This window comes from Geobacillus sp. FSL W8-0026 (genome assembly GCF_037966255.1).
GTDB lineage: Bacteria > Bacillota > Bacilli > Bacillales > Anoxybacillaceae > Geobacillus > Geobacillus icigianus.
Map to the genome: position 1 here is coordinate 2,500,883 of NZ_CP150194.1, position 24,773 is coordinate 2,525,655.

General features: G+C 53.3%; 30 protein-coding genes. 11 read left to right on the forward strand and 19 right to left on the reverse strand.

Features of this window, described 5'->3' with window-relative positions; all coding sequences use genetic code 11:
• Positions 1–48: 48 nt before the first annotated feature.
• Together ftsW and NST29_RS12510 are read right to left on the reverse strand one after the other, a co-directional pair.
• On the reverse strand, positions 49–1,260 hold the full coding sequence (ftsW, locus tag NST29_RS12505; RefSeq protein ID WP_033022136.1) for a putative lipid II flippase FtsW: 1,212 nt from the start codon (positions 1,258–1,260) through the stop codon (positions 49–51).
• Between the two features lie 122 nt (positions 1,261–1,382).
• On the reverse strand, positions 1,383–1,670 hold the full coding sequence (locus NST29_RS12510; RefSeq protein WP_033022310.1) for a YlaN family protein: 288 nt from the start codon (positions 1,668–1,670) through the stop codon (positions 1,383–1,385).
• 164 nt (positions 1,671–1,834) lie between these two features.
• Here NST29_RS12510 and NST29_RS12515 point away from each other — a divergent pair, with 164 nt between their 5' ends.
• Positions 1,835–2,341 (forward strand): hypothetical protein, encoded by a 507-nt coding sequence (locus NST29_RS12515; RefSeq protein ID WP_033022135.1) that lies wholly within the window; start codon positions 1,835–1,837, stop codon positions 2,339–2,341.
• A 190-nt stretch (positions 2,342–2,531) separates the two neighbouring features.
• On the opposite strand, the gene NST29_RS12520 is transcribed toward NST29_RS12515, so the two are convergent.
• Positions 2,532–3,863, reverse strand: coding sequence for a PhoH family protein (locus NST29_RS12520; protein ID WP_033022134.1), 1,332 nt, complete (start codon positions 3,861–3,863; stop codon positions 2,532–2,534).
• A 133-nt stretch (positions 3,864–3,996) separates the two neighbouring features.
• Here NST29_RS12520 and NST29_RS12525 point away from each other — a divergent pair, with 133 nt between their 5' ends.
• A complete protein-coding gene (locus NST29_RS12525; RefSeq protein ID WP_033022132.1) occupies positions 3,997–4,587 on the forward strand; it encodes a YhcN/YlaJ family sporulation lipoprotein in 591 nt (196 codons plus the stop codon).
• Positions 4,588–4,648: 61 nt separating this feature from the next.
• Complete coding sequence (locus NST29_RS12530) at positions 4,649–4,849, forward strand: YlaI family protein (RefSeq protein ID WP_033022131.1); 201 nt, start codon at positions 4,649–4,651, stop codon at positions 4,847–4,849.
• Between the two features lie 50 nt (positions 4,850–4,899).
• Here NST29_RS12530 and NST29_RS12535 read toward each other — a convergent pair whose 3' ends face one another.
• The 3 genes from NST29_RS12535 to typA all read right to left on the reverse strand — a co-directional run bounded on the left by NST29_RS12535 (position 4,900) and on the right by typA (position 7,425).
• The gene (locus tag NST29_RS12535; RefSeq protein ID WP_339232210.1) at positions 4,900–5,184 is read right to left on the reverse strand and encodes a hypothetical protein; all 285 of its coding nucleotides are present in this window, start codon (positions 5,182–5,184) and stop codon (positions 4,900–4,902) included.
• Positions 5,181–5,489: a YlaH-like family protein gene (locus NST29_RS12540; RefSeq protein WP_033022129.1), complete on the reverse strand. Its 309-nt coding sequence runs from the start codon at positions 5,487–5,489 to the stop codon at positions 5,181–5,183. Before NST29_RS12540 ends, NST29_RS12535 begins: the two co-directional genes overlap by 4 nt.
• A gap of 106 nt (positions 5,490–5,595) precedes the next feature.
• A complete protein-coding gene (gene typA, locus NST29_RS12545) occupies positions 5,596–7,425 on the reverse strand; it encodes a translational GTPase TypA (protein ID WP_339232998.1) in 1,830 nt (609 codons plus the stop codon).
• 248 nt (positions 7,426–7,673) lie between these two features.
• On the opposite strand from typA, the gene NST29_RS12550 reads away from it, so the two are divergent.
• Positions 7,674–7,847, forward strand: a complete 174-nt coding sequence (locus NST29_RS12550) for a DUF5325 family protein (protein ID WP_165570947.1) — start codon at positions 7,674–7,676, stop codon at positions 7,845–7,847.
• A 297-nt stretch (positions 7,848–8,144) separates the two neighbouring features.
• Here NST29_RS12550 and NST29_RS12555 read toward each other — a convergent pair whose 3' ends face one another.
• From NST29_RS12555 to NST29_RS12570, 4 genes are all read right to left on the reverse strand, one after another.
• Complete coding sequence (locus NST29_RS12555; protein WP_033022125.1) at positions 8,145–8,939, reverse strand: inositol monophosphatase family protein; 795 nt, start codon at positions 8,937–8,939, stop codon at positions 8,145–8,147.
• A gap of 79 nt (positions 8,940–9,018) precedes the next feature.
• On the reverse strand, positions 9,019–9,234 hold the full coding sequence (locus NST29_RS12560; protein WP_172418592.1) for a hypothetical protein: 216 nt from the start codon (positions 9,232–9,234) through the stop codon (positions 9,019–9,021).
• A gap of 89 nt (positions 9,235–9,323) precedes the next feature.
• Positions 9,324–9,620, reverse strand: a complete 297-nt coding sequence (locus NST29_RS12565; RefSeq protein WP_033022123.1) for a UPF0223 family protein — start codon at positions 9,618–9,620, stop codon at positions 9,324–9,326.
• A gap of 16 nt (positions 9,621–9,636) precedes the next feature.
• Positions 9,637–10,596 (reverse strand): nitronate monooxygenase family protein, encoded by a 960-nt coding sequence (locus NST29_RS12570; protein WP_033843444.1) that lies wholly within the window; start codon positions 10,594–10,596, stop codon positions 9,637–9,639.
• A gap of 157 nt (positions 10,597–10,753) precedes the next feature.
• On the opposite strand from NST29_RS12570, the gene NST29_RS12575 reads away from it, so the two are divergent.
• The gene (locus tag NST29_RS12575; protein WP_339232214.1) at positions 10,754–12,226 is read left to right on the forward strand and encodes an aminotransferase class I/II-fold pyridoxal phosphate-dependent enzyme; all 1,473 of its coding nucleotides are present in this window, start codon (positions 10,754–10,756) and stop codon (positions 12,224–12,226) included.
• A gap of 108 nt (positions 12,227–12,334) precedes the next feature.
• Here NST29_RS12575 and NST29_RS12580 read toward each other — a convergent pair whose 3' ends face one another.
• Positions 12,335–12,460, reverse strand: coding sequence for a GapA-binding peptide SR1P (locus NST29_RS12580; RefSeq protein WP_033022116.1), 126 nt, complete (start codon positions 12,458–12,460; stop codon positions 12,335–12,337).
• A gap of 182 nt (positions 12,461–12,642) precedes the next feature.
• Here NST29_RS12580 and NST29_RS12585 point away from each other — a divergent pair, with 182 nt between their 5' ends.
• Positions 12,643–13,020, forward strand: a complete 378-nt coding sequence (locus NST29_RS12585; protein WP_033022115.1) for a DUF1885 family protein — start codon at positions 12,643–12,645, stop codon at positions 13,018–13,020.
• Between the two features lie 221 nt (positions 13,021–13,241).
• Here NST29_RS12585 and NST29_RS12590 read toward each other — a convergent pair whose 3' ends face one another.
• The 5 genes from NST29_RS12590 to pdhA form a co-directional block, all read right to left on the reverse strand.
• Entirely contained in the window at positions 13,242–13,484 is a 243-nt protein-coding gene (locus NST29_RS12590) for a hypothetical protein (RefSeq protein WP_033022113.1), read from the reverse strand.
• Between the two features lie 144 nt (positions 13,485–13,628).
• On the reverse strand, positions 13,629–15,041 hold the full coding sequence (gene lpdA, locus NST29_RS12595) for a dihydrolipoyl dehydrogenase (protein ID WP_033022111.1): 1,413 nt from the start codon (positions 15,039–15,041) through the stop codon (positions 13,629–13,631).
• Between the two features lie 4 nt (positions 15,042–15,045).
• The gene (locus NST29_RS12600; RefSeq protein WP_033843442.1) at positions 15,046–16,341 is read right to left on the reverse strand and encodes a dihydrolipoamide acetyltransferase family protein; all 1,296 of its coding nucleotides are present in this window, start codon (positions 16,339–16,341) and stop codon (positions 15,046–15,048) included.
• Between the two features lie 71 nt (positions 16,342–16,412).
• Positions 16,413–17,390 (reverse strand): pyruvate dehydrogenase complex E1 component subunit beta, encoded by a 978-nt coding sequence (gene pdhB / locus NST29_RS12605; RefSeq protein WP_033022105.1) that lies wholly within the window; start codon positions 17,388–17,390, stop codon positions 16,413–16,415.
• A gap of 3 nt (positions 17,391–17,393) precedes the next feature.
• Complete coding sequence (gene pdhA, locus NST29_RS12610; RefSeq protein ID WP_033022104.1) at positions 17,394–18,503, reverse strand: pyruvate dehydrogenase (acetyl-transferring) E1 component subunit alpha; 1,110 nt, start codon at positions 18,501–18,503, stop codon at positions 17,394–17,396.
• Positions 18,504–19,028: 525 nt separating this feature from the next.
• On the opposite strand from pdhA, the gene def reads away from it, so the two are divergent.
• Positions 19,029–19,583 (forward strand): peptide deformylase, encoded by a 555-nt coding sequence (def, locus tag NST29_RS12615; protein WP_033022102.1) that lies wholly within the window; start codon positions 19,029–19,031, stop codon positions 19,581–19,583.
• A 51-nt stretch (positions 19,584–19,634) separates the two neighbouring features.
• Here def and NST29_RS12620 read toward each other — a convergent pair whose 3' ends face one another.
• Entirely contained in the window at positions 19,635–20,411 is a 777-nt protein-coding gene (locus tag NST29_RS12620) for a Cof-type HAD-IIB family hydrolase (RefSeq protein ID WP_033022099.1), read from the reverse strand.
• Positions 20,412–20,596: 185 nt separating this feature from the next.
• Between NST29_RS12620 and NST29_RS12625 the strand changes: the two genes are divergently transcribed.
• The 3 genes from NST29_RS12625 (at position 20,597) to rnjA (ending at position 22,746) form a co-directional block, all read left to right on the forward strand.
• Positions 20,597–20,731, forward strand: a complete 135-nt coding sequence (locus NST29_RS12625) for a hypothetical protein (protein ID WP_268746098.1) — start codon at positions 20,597–20,599, stop codon at positions 20,729–20,731.
• Between the two features lie 135 nt (positions 20,732–20,866).
• Positions 20,867–21,082 (forward strand): DNA-dependent RNA polymerase subunit epsilon, encoded by a 216-nt coding sequence (locus NST29_RS12630; protein WP_033022097.1) that lies wholly within the window; start codon positions 20,867–20,869, stop codon positions 21,080–21,082.
• Positions 21,079–22,746 (forward strand): ribonuclease J1, encoded by a 1,668-nt coding sequence (gene rnjA / locus NST29_RS12635; protein WP_033022095.1) that lies wholly within the window; start codon positions 21,079–21,081, stop codon positions 22,744–22,746. The genes NST29_RS12630 and rnjA overlap by 4 nt, the downstream gene beginning before the upstream one ends.
• A gap of 271 nt (positions 22,747–23,017) precedes the next feature.
• On the opposite strand, the gene NST29_RS12640 is transcribed toward rnjA, so the two are convergent.
• Positions 23,018–23,680 carry a TrkA family potassium uptake protein gene (locus NST29_RS12640; protein ID WP_033022093.1) on the reverse strand — a complete coding sequence of 221 codons (663 nt, stop codon included), beginning with the start codon at positions 23,678–23,680 and terminating at the stop codon, positions 23,018–23,020.
• 252 nt (positions 23,681–23,932) lie between these two features.
• On the opposite strand from NST29_RS12640, the gene NST29_RS12645 reads away from it, so the two are divergent.
• Complete coding sequence (locus tag NST29_RS12645) at positions 23,933–24,202, forward strand: hypothetical protein (RefSeq protein ID WP_131385761.1); 270 nt, start codon at positions 23,933–23,935, stop codon at positions 24,200–24,202.
• 311 nt (positions 24,203–24,513) lie between these two features.
• Here NST29_RS12645 and NST29_RS12650 read toward each other — a convergent pair whose 3' ends face one another.
• Complete coding sequence (locus tag NST29_RS12650; protein ID WP_033022091.1) at positions 24,514–24,756, reverse strand: YkuS family protein; 243 nt, start codon at positions 24,754–24,756, stop codon at positions 24,514–24,516.
• Positions 24,757–24,773 lie beyond the last annotated feature (17 nt).

The window sequence follows — 24,773 nt, forward strand, 5'->3', positions numbered from 1 at the left end:
TTTATTTAATAAAAGTATAAAAGTTTTGCCGATTTGTAAATACACTTTCTAAAAAGTCAGACCTCTTTTCTGCTCGCTGTGAATCGTCCGTTTGTTGTTTCGGTATCGTTGTTCATAGTTGACAAACATAGAAATATTGACAAGCAAGCCAAGCGAGGCCATCGTGAGAACGAGCGATGTCCCTCCGTAACTGACAAGCGGCAGCGGCACGCCGGTGATCGGGATGAGCCCAGTGACCCCGCCGATGTTAATGAACGTTTGAAAGCCGATCATGACCGAGATGCCAATGGCTAATAAACTTCCAAACGCATCGCTCGAACGGCGGGCGATCCAAAGTCCGCGCAGCACGATAAACGCCAATAATCCGAGCGTAAACGTGACGCCAATCAACCCGAGCTCCTCAGCCACCACCGCCATGATGAAGTCGGTGTGCGCTTCCGGCAAATAGCCGTATTTTTGCACCCCTTCGCCCAGCCCGACCCCTTTCAGACCGCCGAGCCCGATCGCCACGTATGAATTGATGAGCTGATAGCCGTCCGTCTCCGCGTACTGAAACGGATCTAAATAGCTATATAGCCGCGCCATCCGCTCAGGAGAAAAAATTTTTTTGCCGACGGCCGGCAGCCAAAACGGCGAAACGGCGAAAGCGAGCAAAGAAAAAAACAGCATTTGCTTCAGCAGCAAACCGAGGCGCAATCCTGAGGAAACGATAACGCACAAGGCGATGACGAACACGATCGCCGCCGTACCGAAGTCAGGCTGTATGGCGATCAGAAAACAGATCAACAACGTATAGTAAATGGGAAATAAGTTGCTTTTCACTGGTTCAGCCAACCGTTTCCGCTTGTTGGCGAACGCGGCCGACAAATACAAAATCAAGCCAAGCTTTGCCAGTTCGGCTGGCTGGAAAGACATCCCGCCGATGCGAAACCAGCTTGTCGCATTGTTTGACGTGTGGCCAAAAATCGCAACGGCGACAAGCAGCAGCGGGGAAGCAAAAAACACCAATTTCACCAGCCGGTCGTTCCGCCACACTTTGTACGGAATCATCATCATAACCGCAAAAGCAACCAAACCGACGATCACCCACAATTTTTGCCGCTCATAAAAGTAATCGCTCGACACTCCAAAAACGGTGACCGCTGTCACCATGCTTGCGCTATACACCATGATCAGCCCGAACAGCGAAAGCATCACGACGGCGGCAATAAGCGGATAGTCATAGCACTTGATGATTTTTTTCCATAATCGCTGTTCCATTGTCCCTCTTCCTCGCAAACGAGTATGTACATAAATCATTCGCAGCAGCATGGCATTTTCCTGCCGAAAAACAGAAAAACTCAAACGATGGACGCGCCAACCGTTTGAGTGGTCATGTATCCTTATCGCACGCGCTTTTTCGCTACCGCCTCATGCAAGGCGGAAAGTTCCCGCTCCAACCGATCAAGAAGCGCCTTTCCGTCCTTCGCCTCCACCAGCCCAAGGCGCACCGCAAAATCGATTTCCCGCGACAAACCGAACATTTGCGTATCAAGCACTTCTTCATAGACGGGACATTGCGGCATCGTCAAATGGTCCATTTGCACGCGGATGAGCTGGATAATTTTTTCGGCATCTGCCTGCAAAAGCGCGTACGCTTTTTCACGATGGCTCATCGCTTCGTTCGTCACATCCATCCCTCCGTTCTCTCCCCTATCCTTCTTTAAATCTTAACGTGAAACAACCCATTTTGCAAGTTGAAACCGTTGACAGCGGTTTCGCTTCGAACATGACAAACGCTCGGTTTTATTTTATGATAAGAAACAGTCGGGACATGCAGAGGAGAGGATGCTTGATGAGTGAGATTATCGTGCTGACAGGAAACGTGCGCTTTACGATCACGCTCGACCCGGGCGTTTGGATTTTCGACGACCGGAAAATTGACTTGGACACCTATTTTTCAGAGCCAAAGCCAAAGGTCGATCAAGCGGAGCAGGACGAAGAGGAAATGAAAAAGCTGTCCGCGTTTTGGGATCGGGAAATTCAGGAGGGCGCCGTCTTTCCTCCGACGTTGAAAACGGAGCGGCGCTTTTTGAAAGAGAAAATCGTCACCGGTTCGTTCGGCATGCCGTTCGCTCCGTTTTTGCGCAACGCCGAGCCGCATGAGGACGCGTCGGAGTTAGTCATCATAACGGAAACCGAGGAGATCGCGATCCCGCTGGAACAGGCGTACGAGTTGATTTTTGCGTTTTCGCAAAACGGGAAGCCGCTGCGCGATGACGGGCCGGTGCACATTTATTTCGAAGACGGCTCCAACCGCCAAGCGCCCATCACCCACGTGCGTCGGCTTGTCGTCCGTTGACGGGAACAGCGGCTGTCAAGGGGCGCCGCCGCGGCCGTCTGCGGTCGGCGCTCCCTACGCCGCTAGGAGGCTGGTGATTTGATCGCAGATACGGCTTTGCGGTGTCATTTTTTGAAAAAAACCTTGTTGCATCGATCTTTCACTCATTCTTCCATATGATGAACAGAATCAGCGGTTTTTCACCAACCTTCTACAGCAAATCAGCAGCCAGCTGGGCGAGCGCTGAGCGCTCTCCTTTGATAAGGCGGATATGGCCGGCGATTTTTTGATCTTTAAACGTTTCGACGACGTACGTCAACCCGTTATTATATTCATCCAAATATGGATGGTCGATCTGTTCCGGATCGCCCATTAAAATGATTTTGCTTTTCTCGCCAACCCGTGTCAAAATCGTCTTCACTTCATGCTTCGTTAAATTTTGCGCTTCATCGATGATAATAAACTGCTCGGGCAGGCTCCGACCGCGAATATAGGTGAGGGCTTCCACCTCGATCGAGCTCATGCCGGCCAAAATCGCGTCCAGTTCCCCCGGCTTTTTCGTGTTAAACAAATATTCGAGATTGTCAAAAATCGGCTGCATCCACGGGCGCAGCTTTTCTTCCTTTTCCCCTGGCAGGAAGCCGAGATCTTTCCCCATCGGCACAATCGGCCGGGCGACGAGCAATTTTTTGTACGTGCGCAAATCTTCGGTTTGCATCAATCCAGCCGCAAGAGCAAGCAACGTTTTTCCCGTCCCCGCTTTGCCGATTAATGTCACCAACGGAATGTCATCGCGCATGAGCAGCTCGAACGCCATCGTCTGCTGCACATTGCGAGGCCTAATTCCCCATACGTGCTCGTTTTGAAACACGAGTTTTTTCACCTTTTTTCCGTTTGGGTCGACGATGCCAAGCGCCGATGCCGAACTGCCAAACGCATCTTTCATGATGATGAACTGGTGCGGATAAAACGGGTGGTCGGCGAGGTCGGCGAGCACAAGCTCCCCTTTCTCGTAAAACCGCTGCAAGTGATCCTTTCCTATGTACAGCTCCAAAAAGCCGGTGTAAATGTGATCGACATCAACGACGCGGTCGCTCAAAAAGTCTTCCGCCTGCAGCCCGATCGCATCAGCCTTGACGCGCACGAGCGCATCTTTGCTTACCAAAATGACGGAGCGCCCGTCTTCTTTCGCCTGCTCTTCCAGCGATAAATTTTTCGCCACCGCCAAGATGCGGTTGTCGTTTGTTTTTTCAACAAAAATTTCCTGTAACTGTTGAAACGAGCGATGGTTCAATTCGATACGCAGCGTTCCTCCATTTTCCAGCGGAATTTTTTCGTGCAGCTTCCCGTTTTCGCGCAGGCGATCGATCAGCTTTGACACTTGGCGAGCATTTCTGCCGATCTCATCCATGTACCGTTTTTTCGAATCGACTTCCTCTAAGACGACGGCGGGAATGACGACCTCATTATCCTCAAACGCGAAAATCGAATACGGGTCTTGCAAAAGAACGTTTGTATCCAGCACATAAATTTTCTTTCCCAAATTTCTTTTCCCCCTATATCCGTTTTTCACCTTCGGCGCCGGATGGGAATAGCTGTAGTATAACATTATGAACAAATGTATAAGGATAGAAGGACATTTGCAAACTAAAGAAAAAAAGTCGAGGTGGCAAATGATGAAGCGAAACGGATGGCTGCTCATGTTGGTGGGCTGTTTGCTTTTAGGCGCCTGCAACGGAGGAAACGACAAGGCGGCGGACGATTCTAGGCTGGTGCGCGTGAAAAATACAGTGGACGAGCGGGTAGAAACGAAATCGGGACAAGCGATCGCTCGCCGGCTTGCAGAAATCGCCAACCGCGTTCCGAATGTCCATGACGCTGCCGCGCTCGTCGTCGGCAAATACGCCATTGTCGGCATCGATGTCGGCGCCAATGTCGATGCCTCGCGCGTCGGTACGATCAAATACTCGGTTGCCGAGGCGCTGCAAAAAGACCCGTACGGTGCCAACGCCATCATTGTCGCCGATCCGGACCTTTACACCCGCGTGCGCAACATCGGCCGGCAAATCGACGATGGCCGTCCGGTGCAAGCGTTCATGAACGAAATCGCCGACATTGTCGGACGGGTGATGCCGGAAGTGCCGAGCGACTTGTTTGAAACGACGCCAACGCCAACCGAAGAAAACGATGGACAGCTGAACGAACGGCAGGAGCGGCAGCTCAATGAACAGCAAAACAAGCAATCGAACCAATATTTAAATCGCTAACCGATTCCGGTGCGGTTATGGTATAATGGGACGGGAAATTAGCCCTTTCCTGAGGTGAACGATGAGAGTCAAATGCGTGCTTTGCGATCAAATCGAGACGATTGACGATGAATCGCCGCTCGCCAAACGGCTGCGCAACCGTCCGATCCATACGTACATGTGTCACAAATGCCATGACCGCATCAGTGAAAAAACGAAGCGGCGGCTTTCGACAGGAAAATTTCGTTTTTACCGCGGCCACCGGGCGGGGGACGACTGGTGACCGAGCTAACAACACGGCGCTGAAAAGCGAATGCTTTCAGCGCCGCGTTGTTACCATCCGTATTTTTCCAGCTCGACCTCCATTTGCCTCCACATCGCTTCCGCCAGCTCAATTGAAAACCGGGCGACACGTTTCTCCCCGCCGCGCTCGTATTCGACAATATAGTGTCCGCTTTGTTCATCTTTGCCGGCCGCGACCGCGGTGACGCCAAAATCGCTCGCAAGCAGCGAGCGGAAAAAGGAAGCGGTTTCGCGCGCCGCGGCATCGTGCGGACGAGCGGTGGAGACAATATGGATGGTCAGCCAATGGCCAAGAACATCTTCCACGGATCTCACCCGTCTTCTCCCTCTTTCGCCTGCCTCAGCCGAATTTTATATATGATTAATACGAGTGCGGCGACAGCCAATCCTTCCGCCACCGGCAAAAAAACAGCAAAAAAAGTTAAAATCGTGCAGCCGAGCGCCAGCAATCCATAGATGATGACGTTTTTCAACAGCGGCAGGCGACGGGCAAACCCGAGCCGATACACCAACGCCGCGAGCAACAGTACGGTGATATAAAGCAACCACATGCCCCGCTCGGGATGATCATGCACGTCATACAGCGAGGCAAAAAAGCTCAACCGTTCGAGCACGTTCATTCGCTTCCCCCCATTTCATCCAGATGATCCGCTCCGCTCAAAGACGCGCAGGCGCCAAGCGGCGCCCGGCTTCCCTCTTTTTTGGCAGAACAAGGAACGATGTCGGCTATTTCGCCTGTTCGGCCGCTTTTTTCTTCTTCTCCGCCTTTTCGCGCTCGCTCTTTCTTAAGATTTTTTTGCGCAAGCGAATCGAAGCGGGCGTCACCTCGCAATACTCATCGTCGCTCAAATATTCGAGCGCCTCTTCAAGCGTCAACAGACGCGGTTTTTTCATCGTCACTGTCTGCTCTTTCGTCGAAGAGCGCACATTCGTGACATGTTTTTCCCGGCAAATGTTGACGACGAGGTCGTTTTCGCGATTATGCTCGCCAACGATCATTCCTTCATACACTTCTGTGCCTGGTTCAACGAAAATCGTCCCGCGGTCTTCCAGCTGCATGATGCTGTAGGCCGTCGCTTTTCCCGTTTCCATTGAAACGAGCACGCCTTGACGGCGGCCGCCAATCGCACCAGGGTGCAGCGGGGCATAATGATCGAACGAATGGTTCAAAATGCCGTAGCCGCGCGTCAATGACAAAAACTCGCTCCGATAACCGATCAATCCGCGCGATGGCACATGAAACACAAGACGCACTTGTCCGTTGTCGCCGTGCACCATGTCGACGAGCTCGCCTTTGCGGCTGCCGAGCGATTCCATAATCGCCCCCGTATATTCTTCCGGAATATCAATGACGACTCGCTCGATCGGTTCACAGCGAACGCCATCGATGTCTTTGACAATCACTTCCGGCTTCGACACTTGCAATTCATACCCTTCGCGGCGCATGCTTTCAATCAAAATCGCCAAATGAAGCTCGCCGCGCCCCGAAACGATCCACGCATCCGGCGACTCGGTCGGCTCCACGCGCAGGCTGACGTCGGTTTCGAGCTGTGTGCGCAGCCGCTCCTCGAGCTTTCTCGCCGTCACGTATTTGCCTTCACGGCCAGCGAACGGGCTGTTGTTGACAAGAAACGTCATTTTCAATGTCGGTTCATCAATGTGCAGCGGCGGCAGCGGCTCTTGGTGATCCGGAGGGCACACCGTTTCGCCGACGTTAATGTCTTCCATGCCAGCGATCGCAACGATGTCACCGGCCTGCGCTTGTTCGATTTCGATTCGTTTCAAACCGATGAACCCGAACAGTTTCGTGACGCGGAACAGCTTCACGGACCCGTCGCGCTTGATGAGCGCCACTTGCTGGCCGGTTTTCATCGCGCCGCGAAACACGCGGCCGATCCCGATGCGCCCGACGTATTCATTGTAATCAAGCAGCGCCACTTGAAACTGCAACGGCTCCTCGCGGTTATCGACCGGCGCCGGAATATGATCGATGATCGTTTCAAACAGGGCGGTCATATCGCCGTCTTGCCGCTCCGGATCAAGGCTTGATGTCCCGCGCAGCGCCGATGTATACACAACCGGAAAGTCGAGCTGCTCTTCGGTGGCGCCCAGTTCGATCAACAAATCGATGACTTCATCGACAACTTCCGTCGGGCGGGCAAACTCGCGGTCGATTTTATTGACGACGACGATAGGCACAAGCTGCTGCTCCAACGCCTTTTTCAAGACGAACCGCGTTTGCGGCATGCAGCCTTCATAGGCGTCGACAACGAGCAGCACCCCGTCGACAAGGCGCATAATCCGCTCTACCTCTCCGCCGAAATCGGCGTGCCCGGGCGTATCCAAAATGTTGATGCGCGTTCCTTTATACAAAACGGCCGTATTTTTCGCTAAAATCGTAATGCCGCGCTCCCGCTCCAAATCGTTGCGGTCCAACACCCGCTCGGCGACTTGCTCGTTCTCGCGGAACGTTCCTGACTGCTGAAGCAGTTGGTCGACAAGCGTTGTTTTTCCGTGGTCGACATGGGCGATGATCGCGATATTGCGGATATCCATTCGTCTGTTTGTCAATGTCGGTCACTCCTGTTTGGCAAACTGCTTGTCTATTATATCACAACGATAGAAAATCAGCATATTTTCCGGTAAACTAAAAAAGACGCGTCAATGCACGAGGCTGAAACGGCCGCTGAACGCCGGCCTGTTTGGGCCGCTTGCGGTTCGGCCGAAAGAGGACGGAGCGAAAGGAGGAAGGGGGATTCTAGGCGGTTGCTTCCGCTGCTAAGCCGAGGAATCGCCCGCGCGAGATGAAACGAATCGAGCTTGTGCCGCTGCTGCTTTCGATTGTCGCGGTGGCCGCCTTGATGGCGGTCGGCGTCTCCATTGCCGAGCAAAGCGCCATCGGCATCGCCGCTTCTACACTGATCTTTATCGCTGTCATGGGCGTTGGGTTCGCCCATAAAAAACGAACGCGCCGCTGAACGAGGAGGGTGTCCCAAAGGGGTGGGGCACCCTCACTCATCATAATATAGACACTAACCGTCCCTCTCCACACGATATGCTATGTCTTTCTTGAGGGGAGATCGCCTTTTGAGTCAGCCCCTCTTTCGTTGCATTATACGTTCTGACTGTTTCTGCCGCACGATACGTTGTGCCGATCTTGTTCGATGATGGCCACCGGCGTATTCGCCGGCTTTCCGGCCGCCAGCAGCCAGCCGCAAATATCCGGCAAAAAAGCAGACAACCTTTTAGGTCAATGAGCGCCACCATGGCGGCTGTCAACGCGAAAGATAGCGCCGCAAAATCTCTTCGTGCACTCCCGGTTTGGCGGCCAGCACTGAATTAGGGCCGAGCAAATCAAGCGGCGCGCCGTTCAAGTTTGTCACAACTCCGCCCGCTTCCTCAATCAAAATCATCCCGCCGGCGAAGTCCCACGGCGACAACCGCGGCGAAAGATAGGCGTCCAAACGCCCGGCGGCGACATACGCGAGCTCGAGAGCCGCCGACCCGTATGAGCGCGTGCCGCGCGCCTCTTTCGCCAGCCGCACAAGCGGGCGATGGTCAAGGCGGCGATTTTCCATCAGCCATGTCGCATTGACAGCGATGACCGATTCCGCGATCGGCACCGGCCGCAGGCGGCTAAGCGGCGCGCCGTTCAGCCACACCCCTTGTCCCTTTCGCGCCCAATACAATTCGTCAGCGACGACGTCATACACATAGCCGAGCTGGCCGACGCCGTCGGCAAAAACGCCAATCGAAACGGCGAAATGACGCTGTTGATGGACAAAGTTCATCGTTCCGTCAATCGGGTCGATGATCCAAACGATTCCATCAAGCGCCTCGAGCGGATCGCCGAAGCCTTCTTCGCCCAACAGATGATGGTCCGGAAACCGGCGCCGGATTTGCGCGGCGAAAAACTGCTCAATGCCGCGGTCAACGTTGGTCACCAAATCGTTTGCATTCGCTTTCGTCTCGATCGTCAGCTTTTCGGCAAACGAGGCGCGGATGCGCTCCCCCGCTTCGCGAATCCATTGCTGGGCCCATTGGTCGATTTCATCCCATTTTGCTGTCATGTCCATTCCTCCTCGCTTTCGTATGTACATCACCGCTGTCAAGAAAAAAACGAACCGCATGGTTCGCCTTGAATGATGATCATACTTGAAGGCGCATCAGTTCTTGGCGCAGTTTTTCCAGCCGCCGTTTGCATTCTTTTTTCTTTTCCTCATCATTTTCCATCATGGCTTCGTACAGCGTCGCAAGTTCGTAATCGAGCTCGAGCCGCAGCACCGCCATGCGTTTATCCCCGTCTGGGCGTTTCAGCGAATTGGCGGTTTTTTTCATGTTCATCCGCACCCCTTTCCCTGTCATCCGCGAAACCTCCGGCGCCCTTTGCCTGCTTCGTTTTGTTTTATATTATATTATGTGGAAAAAGAGGTGTATGCAACTAATTTGTGTGTTTACCTACCGCGCTGCGGCCCGTTCGGGGCGGGGTGAATCCAATCGCCGTCTTTCGCCTCTTTCGCCTGCTTCATCACCGCATAGGATGAATAGCCGCTTTCTTGCTCGAATTCGGCGTACAACCGGTTCTCCTCGCTTTTCGACGGGACGATCTCCTTAAAACGGCGATACCGGCTCATCAGTTCTTCGCGCCGAATTCCCTGTTCATAGGCCGTTTCAATCGCCGTGAAAAATTTGATGACATCGATGATTTCTTGCGTCGACCACTCATAGGAAAACGGATACGAATAGCTCATTCTCCCACCTCCGCTGTTAGTTTGCCCAGCGGCTCCGAATTTGTTCCGCCTCTTCGATCATGCGGGCAAACAATTCAGCGACAGACGGAATGTCGCGAATGAGGCCGATCGCCTGTCCGGCCCAAGCGAACCCTTCATCGACCTTTCCTTCATAAATGAAGCGCCGGTTTGCTTCTCCGCTAATATACTCCTTCAAGTCATCGTACGTGCCGCCTTGACGTTCGATTTCCACGATTTTTTCCGCCCAAGCGTTGGCGAGCACCCGCCCCGGCGCTCCGAGCGATCGCTTAATGATGATCGTATCCTGTTCTGTTGCGTTCACAATCATTTCCTTGTAAACCGGATGGGCATGGACGCATTCTTTCGTGGCAATAAACCGCGTTCCCATTTCGATCCCCTCTGCGCCGAGCGCCAACGCCGCCATCAGCCCGCGGCCATCGGCGATGCCGCCGGAGGCGATGACCGGAATCGAGACCGAATCGACGACTTTCGGGATCAAAATGAACGTGCCGGTGTCATGTTTGCCGAGATGCCCGCCCCCTTCTTGACCGACAACCATCACCGCATCCGCCCCGAGCTCTTCCGCTTTTACCGCTTGGCGGACAGCGGCCACCAGAACAAGCTTTTTCACCTTCGTGCCTTTCAATTGCTCAAAAAACGGGGCCGGGTTGCCCCCGGTGACCGAAACGACCGGCACTCCCTCTTCAAGCGCAGCCTCGAGCATATGGGCGAACGGACGGCCGTGCTGGCCGATGGCGAAATTGACGCCAAACGGGCGATCGGTGTTCGCTTTCACCTTGCGAATCTCCTCTCGCAGCCGGTCCGGGCTTTCAAGCGACATGGCCGTGATTTGCCCGAGGCCGCCGGCATTCGAGACAGCGGCGGCCAGATCGGCGTACGCCAAATAGGCGAGCCCGCCTTGAATGATCGGATAGGTGATGCCAAGCAGCTCTGTCACTCTCGTCTTCCACTCCATCAAACCTCATCTCCTTCTTTCATCTCGTCTTTCTACCTATTCTTGACTTCCTCTTCGTTTTCCTGTTTCCGCGTTCGCTTCTTTTTCTTTGCAAACGAAAAAATCCATGCTATAATGCATTTGTTTTATTTTTTAGGTAAAGAGGTGTGAAAACCCATTGTCGCAGCTTGAAACACCGTTGTTTACCGGTTTGTTGGAACATATAAAAAAAAATCCGGTCCAGTTCCATATCCCCGGCCATAAAAAAGGGGCCGGCATGGATCCGGAATTTCGCTCTTTTATCGGAGAAAATGCCTTGGCGATGGATTTGATCAACATCAGTCCGCTCGATGATTTGCACCATCCGCGAGGAATGATCAAACGGGCCCAAGAGCTCGCCGCCGAAGCGTTCGGGGCCGACTACACGTTTTTTTCCGTGCAAGGAACGAGCGGCGCCATCATGACGATGGTCATGTCGGTCGCCGGGCCGGGCGATAAAATCATCGTGCCGCGCAACGTCCATAAATCCGTGATGTCCGCCATTGTCTTTTCCGGGGCGACGCCGATTTTCATTCATCCGGAAATCGACAAGGAGCTTGGCATTTCCCACGGCATCACGCCGCAAGCGGTGGAAAAAGCGCTCCGCCAGCACCCGGATGCCAAAGGGGTGCTCGTCATCAACCCGACGTACTTCGGCATAGCGGGCGATCTGAAAAAAATCGTTGACATCGCGCACGCCTATGGTGTTCCGGTGCTCGTCGACGAAGCGCACGGCGTTCATATTCATTTTCATGAGCGCTTGCCGCTTTCGGCGATGCAGGCGGGTGCCGATATGGCGGCGACAAGCGTTCACAAACTCGGCGGCTCGCTGACGCAAAGCTCGATTTTAAACGTGCGTGAGGGACTCGTCTCAGCGAAGCACGTACAGGCGATTCTCAGCATGTTGACGACCACATCGACGTCGTATTTGCTGCTTGCTTCGCTCGATGTCGCCCGCAAACAGCTGGCCACCAAAGGCCGGGAACTCATCGACAACGCCATCCGCCTCGCGGACTGGACGCGGCGGCAAATCAATGAAATCCCGTATTTGTACTGCGTCGGCGAGGAGATTTTAGGCACGGAAGCGGTCTACGACTACGATCCGACCAAGCTGATCATTTCCGTCAAAGAGCTCGGATTGACCGGCCATGATGCCGAGCAATGGCTGCGGGAAGCGTTCAACATTGAAGTCGAGCTTTCCGATTTGTACAACATTTTGTGCATCATCACCCCCGGTGACAGCGAGCGCGAGGCCGGCCTTCTCGTGGAAGCGCTCCGCCGCCTATCGGCACAATTCAGCCACCAAGCGGAAGAAGGGGTAAAACCGAAAGTGCTTCTCCCGGACATTCCGGCGCTCGCGTTAACGCCGCGCGACGCCTTTTACGCCGAGACGGAAGTCGTTCCGTTCCGCGAGTCGGCCGGGCGGATTATCGCCGAGTTTGTGATGGTGTATCCGCTAGGCATTCCGATTTTTATTCCGGGCGAAATTATTACGGAAGAAAACTTAAACTATATCGAGACGAATTTAGCCGCCGGCCTCCCCGTCCAAGGCCCGGAAGACGATACGCTGCAAACGTTGCGCGTCATTAAGGAACATAAGCCGATTTGGTAGCCGCCTAGGCCGCGTTCGCCGGTTTGGGCGGTTGTTAAATAAACAGCGCGCATGTGCCCCCATCACATGCGCGCTACTTCATTCCTTCCCCCATTTTGTTTGACCGTTTTACTCCCCTTTTTCACCGTCATCGTCATGCCCGCAACCATCGCATTGACCGTAAAGCGTAGTCACTTTTTCATCTTCGAAGTACGCAATCGTCGCTTCGCATGTTTGGCATACGATCGTGCCCATCCCCAAAACCCCTTTGTGATGATAAATTTCATTGTTGATTTTATAATAATATATCACATTTAGAATGTCAACTCTAATTTGTATGTCACATTTAGACCAATCATCTTCCTTCCGAAACTTTTTCATCAATATTCAGAAAAAACGTGGTACAATCGACGTAAAGAACGAAAGGAGAGGGGCGCATGAAAACAAGCTTGAAACTGAAGGCAGGACAAACCGTCGCGCTCGATGAAGTGAAACAGCTGCTTGAACGCTACCGGGCGGCGCTCGGCAAGACGGGAGAACAGCTAAGCTGGGCGTATGAACAAGCGGCTTTCCCATATACAGTGCATGAGCGCGAAGGAGTGCTGTACTTGCAAGGCGACGGCCGCCTGTATCGAGGGATGGCCGTTTCCGTGCGCACCGCCGGCGAACAATGTTTCATCGACATCGCGCTGCCGCCGGGCGCCACGCACGGAGACAAAGGCAAGGCGAATGAGTTCGGCAGGTGGCTGGCCAAAACGCTTGGCGGCGAATGGCATTTGTTTAGCGGCCGGACGATGGTGTTTGACGCCTCATAAACGGGCAGACGGCCGGTGAAACGATCGAAGGCATTCGTCAAGAAAGTCGGTGAAAAACCGCGGTTTGCCTTGAAGGCTGGTGAAAAAACGGCAGATCCCCTTCATCAGGCTGATGAAAAACGGCGAATTTCCTTCATACGCGTGAAAAGCAGCACCGATGCAACAACATTTTTCTCGTCGAGAAAGGGCGGGGGTGACGACCGTTCCGCCCCTGCCCTCCGTCACTGCACCGCTTGCCACACCCATTGCTGACCGGCAAAGTACACCGCCGCTGTCCCAATCGTCGTCAATGCCGCCTGGCGCGTCGCCAGACCGAGCCGCCGCGCCAACAAAAAGGCGATATACATAAACACGCATAGCATCACCCCGCGGAAAAACGGCCGATCTCGTCCGGACAGCCACTCAATGATTGAAAAACTGCTCCAAATCATCATCTGCACTAAAAACGCCACATACGCTTTCATCTGATCCCTTCTCCCGCGTTTCTTTACCATAACGATATGAGACAAGGCCACAAAATAGTATGGGAATGGGACAAAAGTGGATCAAAACCGGCTAAAAAACGAAGCGGCTGAGCTTGAACCGTTTCAAGCCCAGCCGCTTTCGGCTTATTTTGTGACAATATGAATCGGTGTGCCAAGCGCCACTTCCGCCGCTTCCATGGCGATTTCACCGAGCGTCGGGTGGGCGTGGATCGTCAAGGCGATGTCTTCAGCCGTCATGCCGGCTTCAATCGCCAGCCCAAGCTCGGCGATCATGTCCGAAGCGTTCGGGCCGACGATTTGTGCACCGATGACGACGCCGTCTTCTTTGCGAACGACCAGTTTCACGAAGCCCTCGGTATCGTTGAGCGACAAGGCGCGGCCGTTGGCGGCAAACGGGAACTTCGCCGCGATGACATCGATGCCTTCCTCTTTCGCTTGCTGCTCAAAGTAACCGACCGAGGCGCATTCCGGATCGGAGAAGACGACCGCCGGAATCGCGACGTAATCGACCGCCGACGGGTGGCCGGCGATCGCTTCCGCCGCCACTTTCCCCTCATACGATGCTTTATGGGCGAGCGCCGGTCCCGGAACGATGTCGCCGATGGCAAAAATGTTCGGCACGCTGGTGCGGCATTGGTCGTCCACTTCAATCAAGCCGCGCTCGGTCATTTTGACGCCAATTTGTTCAAGGCCGAGCTCGTCGGTGTTCGGACGGCGGCCGACCGTCACCAGCACGTAGTCCGCGTCAACCGTTTTCGTTTCGCCGTTGGCTTCGTACGTGACCGTTACGCCGTCTGCGCGCTCTTCCGCCCCTTTGGCGAGCGCGTTCGTGACCACGTCGACGCCTTTTTTCTGCAAACGGCGCTTAATGATGCTGACCATTTGCTTTTCAAAGCCGGATAAAATTTCCCCGGCCCCTTCTAAAATCGTCACTTTCGCCCCGAAGTTGGCGTAGGCGGTGCCAAGTTCGATGCCGATGTAGCCGCCGCCGATGACGACAAGCGATTTCGGGATTTCCCCGAGGTTGAGCGCTCCGGTCGAATCGAGGATGCGGTTGGAAAACTTGAAGTTCGGCAGCTCAATCGGGCGCGAGCCGGTCGCGATAATGGCGTTTTTAAACGTGTACGTCTGCGCGCTGTCGCCGTTGACGACACGCACCGTGTTGGCGTCGACGAAATACGCTTCCCCTTTGACAATCTCGACCTTGTTGCCTTTCAGCAAGCCTTCTACGCCGCTTGTCAGCTTTTTGACGACGCTTGCTTTCCATTCCTGCACTTTCGCGAAATCGACCGTGACGTTTTCCGCCTTAATGCCCATCTCTTCGGAATGTTTCGCTTGCTCATACCGGTGACCGGCCGAGATCAACGCCTTTGACGGAATGCAGCCGACGTTTAAGCAGACGCCGCCTAAATTCCCTTTTTCGACAATCGTCACTTTTTGCCCGAGCTGCGCGGCGCGAATGGCGGCCACATAACCGCCAGGGCCGGCGCCGACGACGAGCGTTTCCGTTTCAATTGCAAAATCGCCAACTACCATCGTTTTACGCCTCCATTAATAAGAGTTCTGGGTCGCTTAACAGCTGTTTGATATGGTTGAGCGCCTTCTGCGCCGTCGCCCCATCGATCATCCGATGGTCGAAGCTGAGCGAGAGCGCCAAGACCGGTGCGGCGACAATTTCTCCGTCGCGGACGATCGGTTTTTCCGCGATGCGGCCGATGCCGAGAATCGCCACTTCCGGATGGTTGATGACCGGAGTGAACCATTGCCCGCCGGCCGAGCCGATGTTCGTGATCGTGCACGAGGCGCCTTTCATTTCATTTGGCGCCAGCTTGCCGTCGCGCGCTTTTTCCGCGAGTTCGTTGATTTCCTTCGCCAAGGCGAAAATCGGCTTCCGGTCGGCATGTTTAATGACCGGGACGAGCAAGCCGCGGTCCGTGTCAGCGGCGATGCCGATGTTGTAATAGTGCTTATGGATGATTTCTTCGCTGGCATCGTCAATGGACGTATTGAGCGCCGGATATTCACGCAGCGCGGAAACAAGCGCTTTGACGACGTACGGCAAGAACGTCAGCTTGATTCCTTTGTCCGCCGCGATCGCTTTGAACTTTTTCCGATGAGCAACGAGCTTCGTCACGTCGACTTCGTCCATGAGCGTCACGTGCGGAGCCGTATGTTTCGAATGCACCATCGCCTTGGCGATCGCGCGACGGATGCCGCTCATTTTCTCGCGCGTTTCCGGGAATTCGCCTTCCGGCACAACCGGTTTCGCCGTTGGCGCTTGCGGCGCTGCTTTCTCTTCCGGCGCTTGCGCTGCCGAAGGAGCTGCAGCTTTTGCGCCGCCGGCGAGGAAGGTGTCAATGTCTTCTTTCAAAACGCGGCCGTTTTTGCCCGTTCCTTGCACAAGCCGGATGTCCACGCCTTTTTCCCGCGCATATTTGCGCACGGACGGCATCGCGATGACGCGGCGGTTCGGTTCCGCGTCGGCGGCAGCTGAAGCGGCGGTCCCACCGTTTTCCTCTTTCGACACCGTTTCCGCTTTTTCCTCTTTTTTCGTCTCTTCTTCGTGCTCTTGCCCTTTAAACGTCATGTTTTCATATCCGGGCGCATCGAGCGTAATGAGCGTTTGTCCGACCGTCGCCACCGTTCCTTCCGGGACGACGATCTCAAGCACTTTCCCTTTCACCGGGGAGGGAATTTCCACGACCGCCTTGTCGTTTTGCACTTCGCACAATACGTCATCTTCGTTCACTTCATCCCCCGGCTTGACGAACCATTTGACGATCTCGCCTTCATGAATGCCTTCGCCAATGTCCGGCAGCTTAAATTCAAATGCCACTGTAGGTCGACCTCCTATCGTTTGCCGAAAATGAGCGGGGGAGAGCGCTTCGTTCCCCCGGCTTGTCCTGATTAGAAGTTGATCGCTTTTTTCGCCGTCTCGATCACATCTTTAAAGTTCGGCAGCCACACCGATTCCGCTTGGGCGAACGGATACACCGTATCTGGTGCGGCAACGCGAAGCACCGGCGCTTCAAGGCTTAAAATGGCCCGTTCGTTAATTTCGGCGACCACGTTGGCGGCGATGCCGGCCTGCCGCTGCGCTTCTTGAACGACGATGGCGCGGCCTGTTTTCTCCACCGAACCGATGATCGTTTCGATATCGAGCGGCTGCACGGTGCGCAAGTCGACAACTTCAGCGGAAATGCCTTCCTTCTCTAATTCTGCCGCCGCTTTTAACGATTCATGCACCATGGCCCCGTACGCGATGATCGTAATATCTTTTCCTTCGCGCTTAATGTCCGCCTTGCCGATCGGAATCGTATACTCGCCCTCCGGCACTTCTTGGCGGAACGAACGGTACAGCTTCAAATGTTCAAGGAAAATGACCGGATCGTTGTCGCGGATCGCCGAAATGAGCAGCCCTTTGGCGTCATACGGCGTCGACGGAATCACGACCTTCAGCCCCGGCTGCTGGGCGACAAGCCCTTCCAAACTGTCCGAGTGCAATTCCGGCGTATGGACGCCGCCGCCGAACGGCGAACGAACCGTAATCGGCATATGGTAACGGCCGCCGGTGCGGTAGCGGATGCGCGCCATTTGTCCGCAAATCGAATCCATCACTTCATAGACGAAGCCGAAAAACTGAATTTCCGGCACCGGGCGGAATCCTTGCAAGGCCAAGCCGATCGCCAAGCCGCCGATCCCCGATTCGGCCAGCGGCGTATCAAAGACGCGCTCTTCGCCAAATTCCGCTTGCAGGCCTTCCGTGGCCCGAAAGACGCCGCCGTTGACCCCAACGTCTTCCCCAAACACGAGCACGTTCGGATCGTTTTTCAACTCGATGCGCAGCGCATCGGTGATCGCTTGAACCATTGTCATTTGCGCCATGGCTTACTTCGACTCCTTCTCTTTATAAATTTCGTACTGCTCTTTCAAGTTGAACGGCAACTCTTCGTACATGATGCTGATCAAGTCGGTCACTTTTTGTTTCGGCGTCTCATCCGCTTTTTTGATCGCCTCTTTGATGTCCTCTTTCGCCTGCTCGATGACGCGATTTTCTTCTTCTTCGCTCCACAACCCTTTCGCTTCTAAAAACTTGCGGAAACGCACCAGCGGGTCTTTTTTCGCCCATTCGTTTTCGAGCTCTTTCGAACGATAGCGCGTCGGATCGTCGCCGGACATCGTGTGCGGACCGTAACGGAAGCAAAGCGTTTCGATGAGCGTCGGCCCTTCGCCGTTCACCGCGCGCTCGCGAGCTGCTTTCACCGCCGCGTAAACCGCCAGCACATCCATGCCGTCGACTTGAATGCCCGGAATGCCGGCCGCGACCGCTTTTTGCGCCAACGTTTTGGCGACCGTCTGCTTTTCAACCGGCGTCGAAATGGCAAAGCGGTTGTTTTGCACGACAAAGATGGCCGGCGCTTGAAACGCCCCCGCAAAGTTGATCCCTTCGTAGAAATCGCCTTGCGATGTCCCGCCGTCACCCGTATATGTAATGGCTACCGCTTTTTTGCCCCGCATTTTCAGGCCGAGCGCCACGCCAGCCGCTTGGATGTATTGAGCCCCGATGATGATTTGCGGCGGCAAGACGTTGACACCTTCCGGAATTTGGTTGCCGTGAAAATGACCGCGCGAGAACAAAAACGCTTGATACAGCGGCAGCCCATGCCAGATGATTTGCGGAACGTCACGATATCCCGGCAAAATGAAATCTTCCTTTTCAAGCGCAAAATGGCTGCCGATTTGGCTCGCCTCTTGTCCGGCAGTCGGCGCGTAAAAGCCGAGGCGGCCTTGGCGGTTCAACGAAATGGAGCGCTGGTCAAGAATGCGCGTATACACCATGCGGCGCATCAGCTCTTTCAGCTGTTCATCGCTTAACTCCGGCATCGCCTCTTCGTTAGTGACTTCGCCTTCTTCATTCAAAATTTGGAACATCGGAAACTGCTCAGCCACTTTTTCGAGCTGCTCCGTGAATCGAAATTGGGAGGTTTTCACACCCATTTTGTTCACCTCTGCCTTTCATCGGTAATTTGGAAATTTGGCTGCATCCATCCATATACTATTACTGTACCCAAACGGAAGAAGAAATAAAAAAACAATCACCCGCAGGCGCCCTCGGTCGCAAAACGAGACACCAAACCTGTATTACTGTTTTTTTTGTCCCGACTAATACAACGTGCATTTGCAAGTTTTAGTTTACACGTTCTTTTTCCAACCGTCAACGACTTTGATTTATCGCGATTCTCTTTCTTTTCTATGGATGAATTTGGATAAAAAAACTTCTCGGCCAAAACTGTTATATTACATGAACCAAACCCTGTCTAAGTCCTGTATTATATTTTTCCACAATAGAAGATGCATGATGATTTGGTGAAGAAAATGAAAGCGTTTTCTGATTTTTGTTGCTGAACTTCTTTATTCTCCAATAATGTATCCGTTCCGTTGCATTTTCATTTACGCACGGTGGGCGTTTTGTTAGACTAGACGATAGACAGCGATGCCGAAGACAAGGAGTGAAACGAGCGAATGATCACGATGAAAGATATTATTAAAGAAGGGCATCCGACGCTGCGGAAAGTGGCCGAACCTGTTCCGCTGCCGCCTTCGGAAGAAGATCAGCGCATTTTGCAAAGCTTGCTCGACTATGTGAAAATGAGTCAAGACCCTGAGCTGGCAGCCAAATACGGGCTGCGGCCCGGCATTGGGCTCGCCGCCCCGCAAATCAACGTCTCAAAGCGGATGATCGCCGTCCATGTCACCGATGAAAACGGGACATTGCACAGCTACGCGCTGTTCAATCCGAAAATCGTCAGCCACTCCGTTCAGCAGTGCTACTTGACGACCGGGGAAGGATGCCTGTCGGTCGACCGCGACGTGCCGGGATATGTGCCGCGCTATGCGCGCATCACTGTGACCGGGACGACAATCGACGGCGAAGACGTCACACTGCGCTTGAAAGGGTTGCCGGCGATCGTCTTTCAGCATGAAATCGATCACTTAAACGGCATTATGTTCTATGACCGCATCAATCCCGATGACCCGTTTCAAGTTCCGGACGGGGCGATTCCAATTGGGCGCTAAAAGCCCCCTGTAAATGGCGAGCGGCCCAGCCGAAAAGGCCAAGGCCGCTTTTTATCGGATGAGCTGCAGCTGTTTCAATCCATACCAAATGCCTTCCTGATCGACCGGCTTCGTAACGAAGTCGGCGACCCTTTTCACTTCCTCATGGGCGTTGCCCATGGCCACCCCGGTTCCGACGAACGAGAGCATTTCAATGTCATTCAATCCGTCGCCGAACGCATACACATCCTTCTTATCGATCCCGAGCTTTTCGATCATCAGGCGAATGCCTTCCGCCTTCGAGCCTCCTGCTGGCAACACATCGGTCGAAACGTCGTGCCAACGGACAAAGCGGAATTCCGGATACTGGCGCACATACGGCTGTTCCTCCGCAGCGTGGCAAAACAGCAGCGCTTGATAAATGTCATTGTTTTCATAGTAGAGGGGATCAACAGGCGGATGGGCAAATTTTAAGCTGCCCATGCTGACGTGAATGTGCGGATGGTCGCCGACGCTGGCCCGCATTTCTTCAGCATCCATAAAAACGAGCGGGTGGCCGTTTTCATGAGCGGCGCGGGCCAGCTCCCGAAGCTTCTCGCGGCGAAGCGGCTGTTTGTATAGCACATTCCCTTCAAAAACGACGTACTGACCGTTGAAGCTGACGAACGAATCAATGCCAAGCTGCTTGCGGACATGCTCAAACATAAACGGCGCTCGCCCTGTGGCAATGGCGACATACACGCCCGATTGCTTCAAGCGCCGGATCGCCTCGATCGTTGACGGCGGCAGCTGTTTTCGTTCGTCAAGCAGCGTCCCATCGATATCGAAAAACACTATTTTTTGATCCATATTCTCTTCCCCTTGCTGAAAATCGATTCTTCATTCGTTTACCGTACTGAAAAAGCGCAAAAATGTCAATCGAAAAGACGCGAGGTTCCATTTTTACCCATGAAAAACAAGCCCTTGTCTACATATCATATATAATAGAACATTTACTTTCGCCACAAAATGAGTACAATAAAAGGTAAGGAGTGATGAAACATGTTGAAAAAGCTGAAAAAAAAGCTGCTTCAACAGTGGAAAGATCTGCTCCGAAAAAAATCAATCGCCTAACCGCTACAACGACAGCCCTTCCGCTTGAAGGGCTTCTTTCCCACTTTGACGAATGAAACGGCCGATGTTCGTCAAAGATGTACATATCGTCGGCCTGTTTTTTTGCTTTTTGCAACAAAACACATGAAAATGGCATTCCATTCCTATATAATAAATAAAGCAACGATTGCACGATAAGGAGAGATTTTGCGATGATTTTCAAAGTGTTTTACCAAGAAAACGCGGACGAGGTGCCCGTAAGAGAAAAAACAAAAACGCTCTATATCGAAGCAGAATCAGAGCGGGAAGTACGCCGAAAGCTCGATGGCCGTTCGATCAACATCGAATATATTCAGCCGTTAGAGGGAGCGCATTTAGACTACGAAAAGAAAAGCCCTAATTTTCAAGTATTGGAGACGTCATCATGAAACTATTGACAGACGAACAAGTTGGCGTTTTTGCCCTCGGCGGACTGGGTGAAATCGGCAAAAATACATACGGCGTACAATTCCAAGATGAAATTATCGTGATTGACGCGGGCATCAAGTTTCCGGAAGATGAGTTGCTCGGCATTGATTACGTCATTCCCGACTATTCGTATTTAGTAAAGCATGCCGACAAGGTGAAAGGGCTGTTCATCACCCACGGGCACGAAGACCACATTGGCGGCATTCCGTACTTGCTCCGGCAGGTGAACATCCCGATTTACGGCGGCAAACTGGCGCTCGGGCTGATTCGCAACAAATTGGAAGAGCACGGGTTGCTGCGCCAAGCAAAGCTTATTGAAATTCGCGAAGACGATGTCATCCGCTTTCAAAAAACGGCCGTTACCTTTTTCCGGACGACACACAGCATTCCGGACAGCTACGGCATCGTCGTCAAAACGCCGGTTGGCCAAATCGTCCATACCGGAGATTTCAAATTCGACTTTACTCCCGTTGGCGAGCCAGCCAACTTGACAAAAATGGCTGAAATCGGGAAAGAAGGAGTTCTTTGCTTATTATCAGACAGCACAAACAGCGAGATTCCGCATTTTACGATGTCCGAACGGCGCGTCGGCGAAAGCATCCACGACATTTTCCGCAAAGTGGAAGGGCGCATCATTTTCGCCACTTTTGCTTCCAACATCCATCGGCTTCAGCAAGTGACGGAAGCGGCTGTCGCCAACAACCGGAAAATCGCCGTCTTCGGCCGCAGCATGGAAGCGGCCATTGAAATCGGACAAGATCTCGGCTACATTAAATGCCCGAAAGGCACGTTCGTCGACGCGAACGAAATCAACCGCCTGCCAGCGCATCGGGTGACGATTTTGTGCACCGGCAGCCAAGGGGAACCGATGGCCGCCTTGTCGCGCATCGCGAGCGGCACGCACCGGCAAATTCAAATCATCCCGGGCGACACAGTCGTCTTTTCTTCATCGCCGATCCCGGGCAACACCGTGAGCGTCAACCGAACGATCAACATGCTATACCGAGCCGGCGCCGAGGTGATTCATGGGCCGCTCAACGATATCCACACCTCCGGCCACGGCGGACAAGAAGAACAAAAGCTGATGATCCGGTTGATGAAGCCGAAATATTTCATGCCGATCCACGGGGAATACCGGATGCAAAAAATGCACGCCAAGCTCGCCATCGACTGCGGCGTGCCGGAGGAAAACTGCTTTATTATGGACAACGGCGAAGTGCTCGGCATCAGCGACAAAGAAGCGCGCATCGTCGGCAAAATTCCGTCCGGTTCGGTCTACATCGATGGCAGCGGCGTCGGCGACATCGGCAACATCGTCTTGCGCGACCGCCGCATTTTGTCAGAGGAAGGGCTCGTGATCGTCGTCGTCAGCATCAACATGAAAGACTTTAAAATCGCCGCCGGCCCTGATATTATCTCTCGCGGCTTCGTCTATATGCGCGAATCAGGCGATTTGATCAACGAAGCGCAGGCGCTTATTGCCAAACATCTCGCGAAAGTGCTCGAACGAAAAACGAACCAATGGTCGGAAATTAAAAACGAAATTACCGAAACGCTCGCCCCGTTCTTATACGAGCGGACAAAACGGCGGCCGATGATTTTGCCGATCATCATGGAAATCTAACAGGTTGGCGAAAAATCGCCGTTTCCCTTGATCGGTGATTGTAGCGGGGGAGGCAACAACGGTTTCTCTTGAGAAACGATGCCGAGAAGCGGTTAGGCGAGTCAATCGCCAGCCTCCTAAAAAAGGATTGTGGCATCCGCCGACTACTTTCAGATCAATATCGAAAAATAGAAAAGCAAGTGGAGAGAACGAATCGTTTTTCTCCACTTGCTTCATTATTAGGGGCTGATCGGACAGCCCTTTTTTCGCTGCCGACGTCTCCGATTCACCGTCACCCGACGACTTCTTCCTCAAATCGGTCGATGTCGCTGTCGGAGCCGATCACAACCAACACATCGCCTTTGCGGATGATTTCCGAGGCGAGCGGCGACACGATAACGCTCGCCCCGCGCTTGATGGCGACGATGTTGATGCCGTAGCGGGCGCGGATGTCAAGTTCCAAGAGCGAATGACCGTCAAGCCGTTGGCTCGCCACGATCTCGACGATGCTATATTGATCAGAGAGCTCCAAATAATCCAACACGTTGTTGGAAATCAAATTATGGGCAATCCGTTCGCCCATATCCCGCTCCGGATGCACGATTTGATCGGCACCGATTTTTTTCAGCACTTTCTCATGATAGTCATTGGTCGCCTTGACGGTAATATGATGGACACCGAGCTCTTTTAAAATGAGCGTCGTTAAAATGCTCGCCTGAATGTTGTCGCCGATCGCGACAATGACGTGATCAAAGTTGCGGATCCCTAAGCTTTTCAGCACGTTTTCATCGGTCGTATCACCGACGACGGCGTGCGAAGCGATGGATGCAAACTCGTTCACCCGATCCTCATCAATGTCGATGGCGAGCACTTCCATTCCTTGTTCGCTCAATGTACGGCAAATGCTTCCGCCAAAACGCCCGAGTCCGATGACGGCAAATTGTTTCTTTTTCATCGTTTCTCCTCCATCGTTCGTCAATTCATCGTTCTTCGCTCCTATTGTACCAAAAAATGCGGCCACTGACGCAAGATAGGGGGCGGTAGGTAACCGAATGCTTTCTCCCTATTGTACCAAAAATGCGGCCACTGACTGCTGTTTCCGCCTCTTCGGTAGGGGGTGAAAGACCATCCTCTTGGTCGCCAGAAGTCAAAACCGCCATGCGTCCGCACTGACAACGAGGCAAAATCAAGGCGAACTAGGAGTCCGGTGATTTCGGGCAAAATACTGCTGAGTTCCCCCCATTTCTCGATGAGAGAAACCTCACAAAATCAGCTTTTCTGTGAAAATGCAGGACTGGCGTGGGATTTTCATCCCCGGGTGGAGGGCAAAAGGTTGCCCATGGATCTTTTCTGTGAAAATGCCGAACTGGCGCGCATTTTCATCCCCGGGTGGAGGGCAAAACGTTGCCCATGGATCATGCCGCCAATTGGTGTGACAGCGATTTTTCATCGGCTTTCTAGGAGGCTGGTGATTTAATCGTGGATACCGCTTTACAATGTTATTTCTCAATTAGAAAAACCTTGTTGTATCGGGCCTGCTTTTCAATCATTCTCCATTGATGAAGGGAATCAGCGGTTTTTCACCAGCCTTCTAGACGGTTGGTGAAAAACATTGGTTTCCTTTAGTTGACGAAAAAAGTTTGCATTGTTGTAAGGCTTTTTTATTTGAGAAACAATGCTGGAAAGCAGTTGCGCGAGTAAATCACCGGCCTTCTAGGTGTCGAGAGCCTAGCCGCTTGGCGCACAAAAAACCGGGCTGTCAGCGCGCCTAGCCCGGTTTTTGGATCATCAACGAAGTTTTTCTTCAACTTTTTGGCAAATCTCTTCCGCGCTGAGCCCGCTCGCTTCCACCACCGGGCCGGACGTGACCGCGTTTTGCATGCCGGCAACGTTTGCATCCAAACCGGTAATGACGCAGCAGTCGCAACCTTTTGCGTCTTGCTCCCCACGGAGCGGCACAACGTCATGCCCTCGTTCTCTCAGCGCTTCTTGCACGTCGGTCAGCGATGGCTCAACACCAATTTTCGCCATCCCACTCCACCTCCTCA

Bases quoted from the DNA above. Each gene is read 5' to 3' on its own strand.
- ftsW (WP_033022136.1), bottom strand. From the start codon at position 1,260: ATGGAACAGCGATTATGGAAAAAAATCATCAAGTGCTATGACTATCCG.
- NST29_RS12515 (WP_033022135.1), top strand. From the start codon at position 1,835: ATGAGTGAGATTATCGTGCTGACAGGAAACGTGCGCTTTACGATCACG.
- NST29_RS12525 (WP_033022132.1), top strand. From the start codon at position 3,997: ATGAAGCGAAACGGATGGCTGCTCATGTTGGTGGGCTGTTTGCTTTTA.
- NST29_RS12530 (WP_033022131.1), top strand. From the start codon at position 4,649: ATGAGAGTCAAATGCGTGCTTTGCGATCAAATCGAGACGATTGACGAT.
- NST29_RS12540 (WP_033022129.1), bottom strand. From the start codon at position 5,489: ATGAACGTGCTCGAACGGTTGAGCTTTTTTGCCTCGCTGTATGACGTG.
- typA (WP_339232998.1), bottom strand. From the start codon at position 7,425: ATGGATATCCGCAATATCGCGATCATCGCCCATGTCGACCACGGAAAA.
- NST29_RS12550 (WP_165570947.1), top strand. From the start codon at position 7,674: ATGAAACGAATCGAGCTTGTGCCGCTGCTGCTTTCGATTGTCGCGGTG.
- NST29_RS12555 (WP_033022125.1), bottom strand. From the start codon at position 8,939: ATGACAGCAAAATGGGATGAAATCGACCAATGGGCCCAGCAATGGATT.
- NST29_RS12560 (WP_172418592.1), bottom strand. From the start codon at position 9,234: ATGACAGGGAAAGGGGTGCGGATGAACATGAAAAAAACCGCCAATTCG.
- NST29_RS12565 (WP_033022123.1), bottom strand. From the start codon at position 9,620: ATGAGCTATTCGTATCCGTTTTCCTATGAGTGGTCGACGCAAGAAATC.
- NST29_RS12570 (WP_033843444.1), bottom strand. From the start codon at position 10,596: ATGGAGTGGAAGACGAGAGTGACAGAGCTGCTTGGCATCACCTATCCG.
- NST29_RS12580 (WP_033022116.1), bottom strand. From the start codon at position 12,460: ATGGGCACGATCGTATGCCAAACATGCGAAGCGACGATTGCGTACTTC.
- NST29_RS12585 (WP_033022115.1), top strand. From the start codon at position 12,643: ATGAAAACAAGCTTGAAACTGAAGGCAGGACAAACCGTCGCGCTCGAT.
- NST29_RS12590 (WP_033022113.1), bottom strand. From the start codon at position 13,484: ATGAAAGCGTATGTGGCGTTTTTAGTGCAGATGATGATTTGGAGCAGT.
- lpdA (WP_033022111.1), bottom strand. From the start codon at position 15,041: ATGGTAGTTGGCGATTTTGCAATTGAAACGGAAACGCTCGTCGTCGGC.
- pdhB (WP_033022105.1), bottom strand. From the start codon at position 17,390: ATGGCGCAAATGACAATGGTTCAAGCGATCACCGATGCGCTGCGCATC.
- pdhA (WP_033022104.1), bottom strand. From the start codon at position 18,503: ATGGGTGTGAAAACCTCCCAATTTCGATTCACGGAGCAGCTCGAAAAA.
- def (WP_033022102.1), top strand. From the start codon at position 19,029: ATGATCACGATGAAAGATATTATTAAAGAAGGGCATCCGACGCTGCGG.
- NST29_RS12620 (WP_033022099.1), bottom strand. From the start codon at position 20,411: ATGGATCAAAAAATAGTGTTTTTCGATATCGATGGGACGCTGCTTGAC.
- NST29_RS12625 (WP_268746098.1), top strand. From the start codon at position 20,597: ATGAAACATGTTGAAAAAGCTGAAAAAAAAGCTGCTTCAACAGTGGAA.
- NST29_RS12630 (WP_033022097.1), top strand. From the start codon at position 20,867: ATGATTTTCAAAGTGTTTTACCAAGAAAACGCGGACGAGGTGCCCGTA.
- rnjA (WP_033022095.1), top strand. From the start codon at position 21,079: ATGAAACTATTGACAGACGAACAAGTTGGCGTTTTTGCCCTCGGCGGA.
- NST29_RS12640 (WP_033022093.1), bottom strand. From the start codon at position 23,680: ATGAAAAAGAAACAATTTGCCGTCATCGGACTCGGGCGTTTTGGCGGA.
- NST29_RS12650 (WP_033022091.1), bottom strand. From the start codon at position 24,756: ATGGCGAAAATTGGTGTTGAGCCATCGCTGACCGACGTGCAAGAAGCG.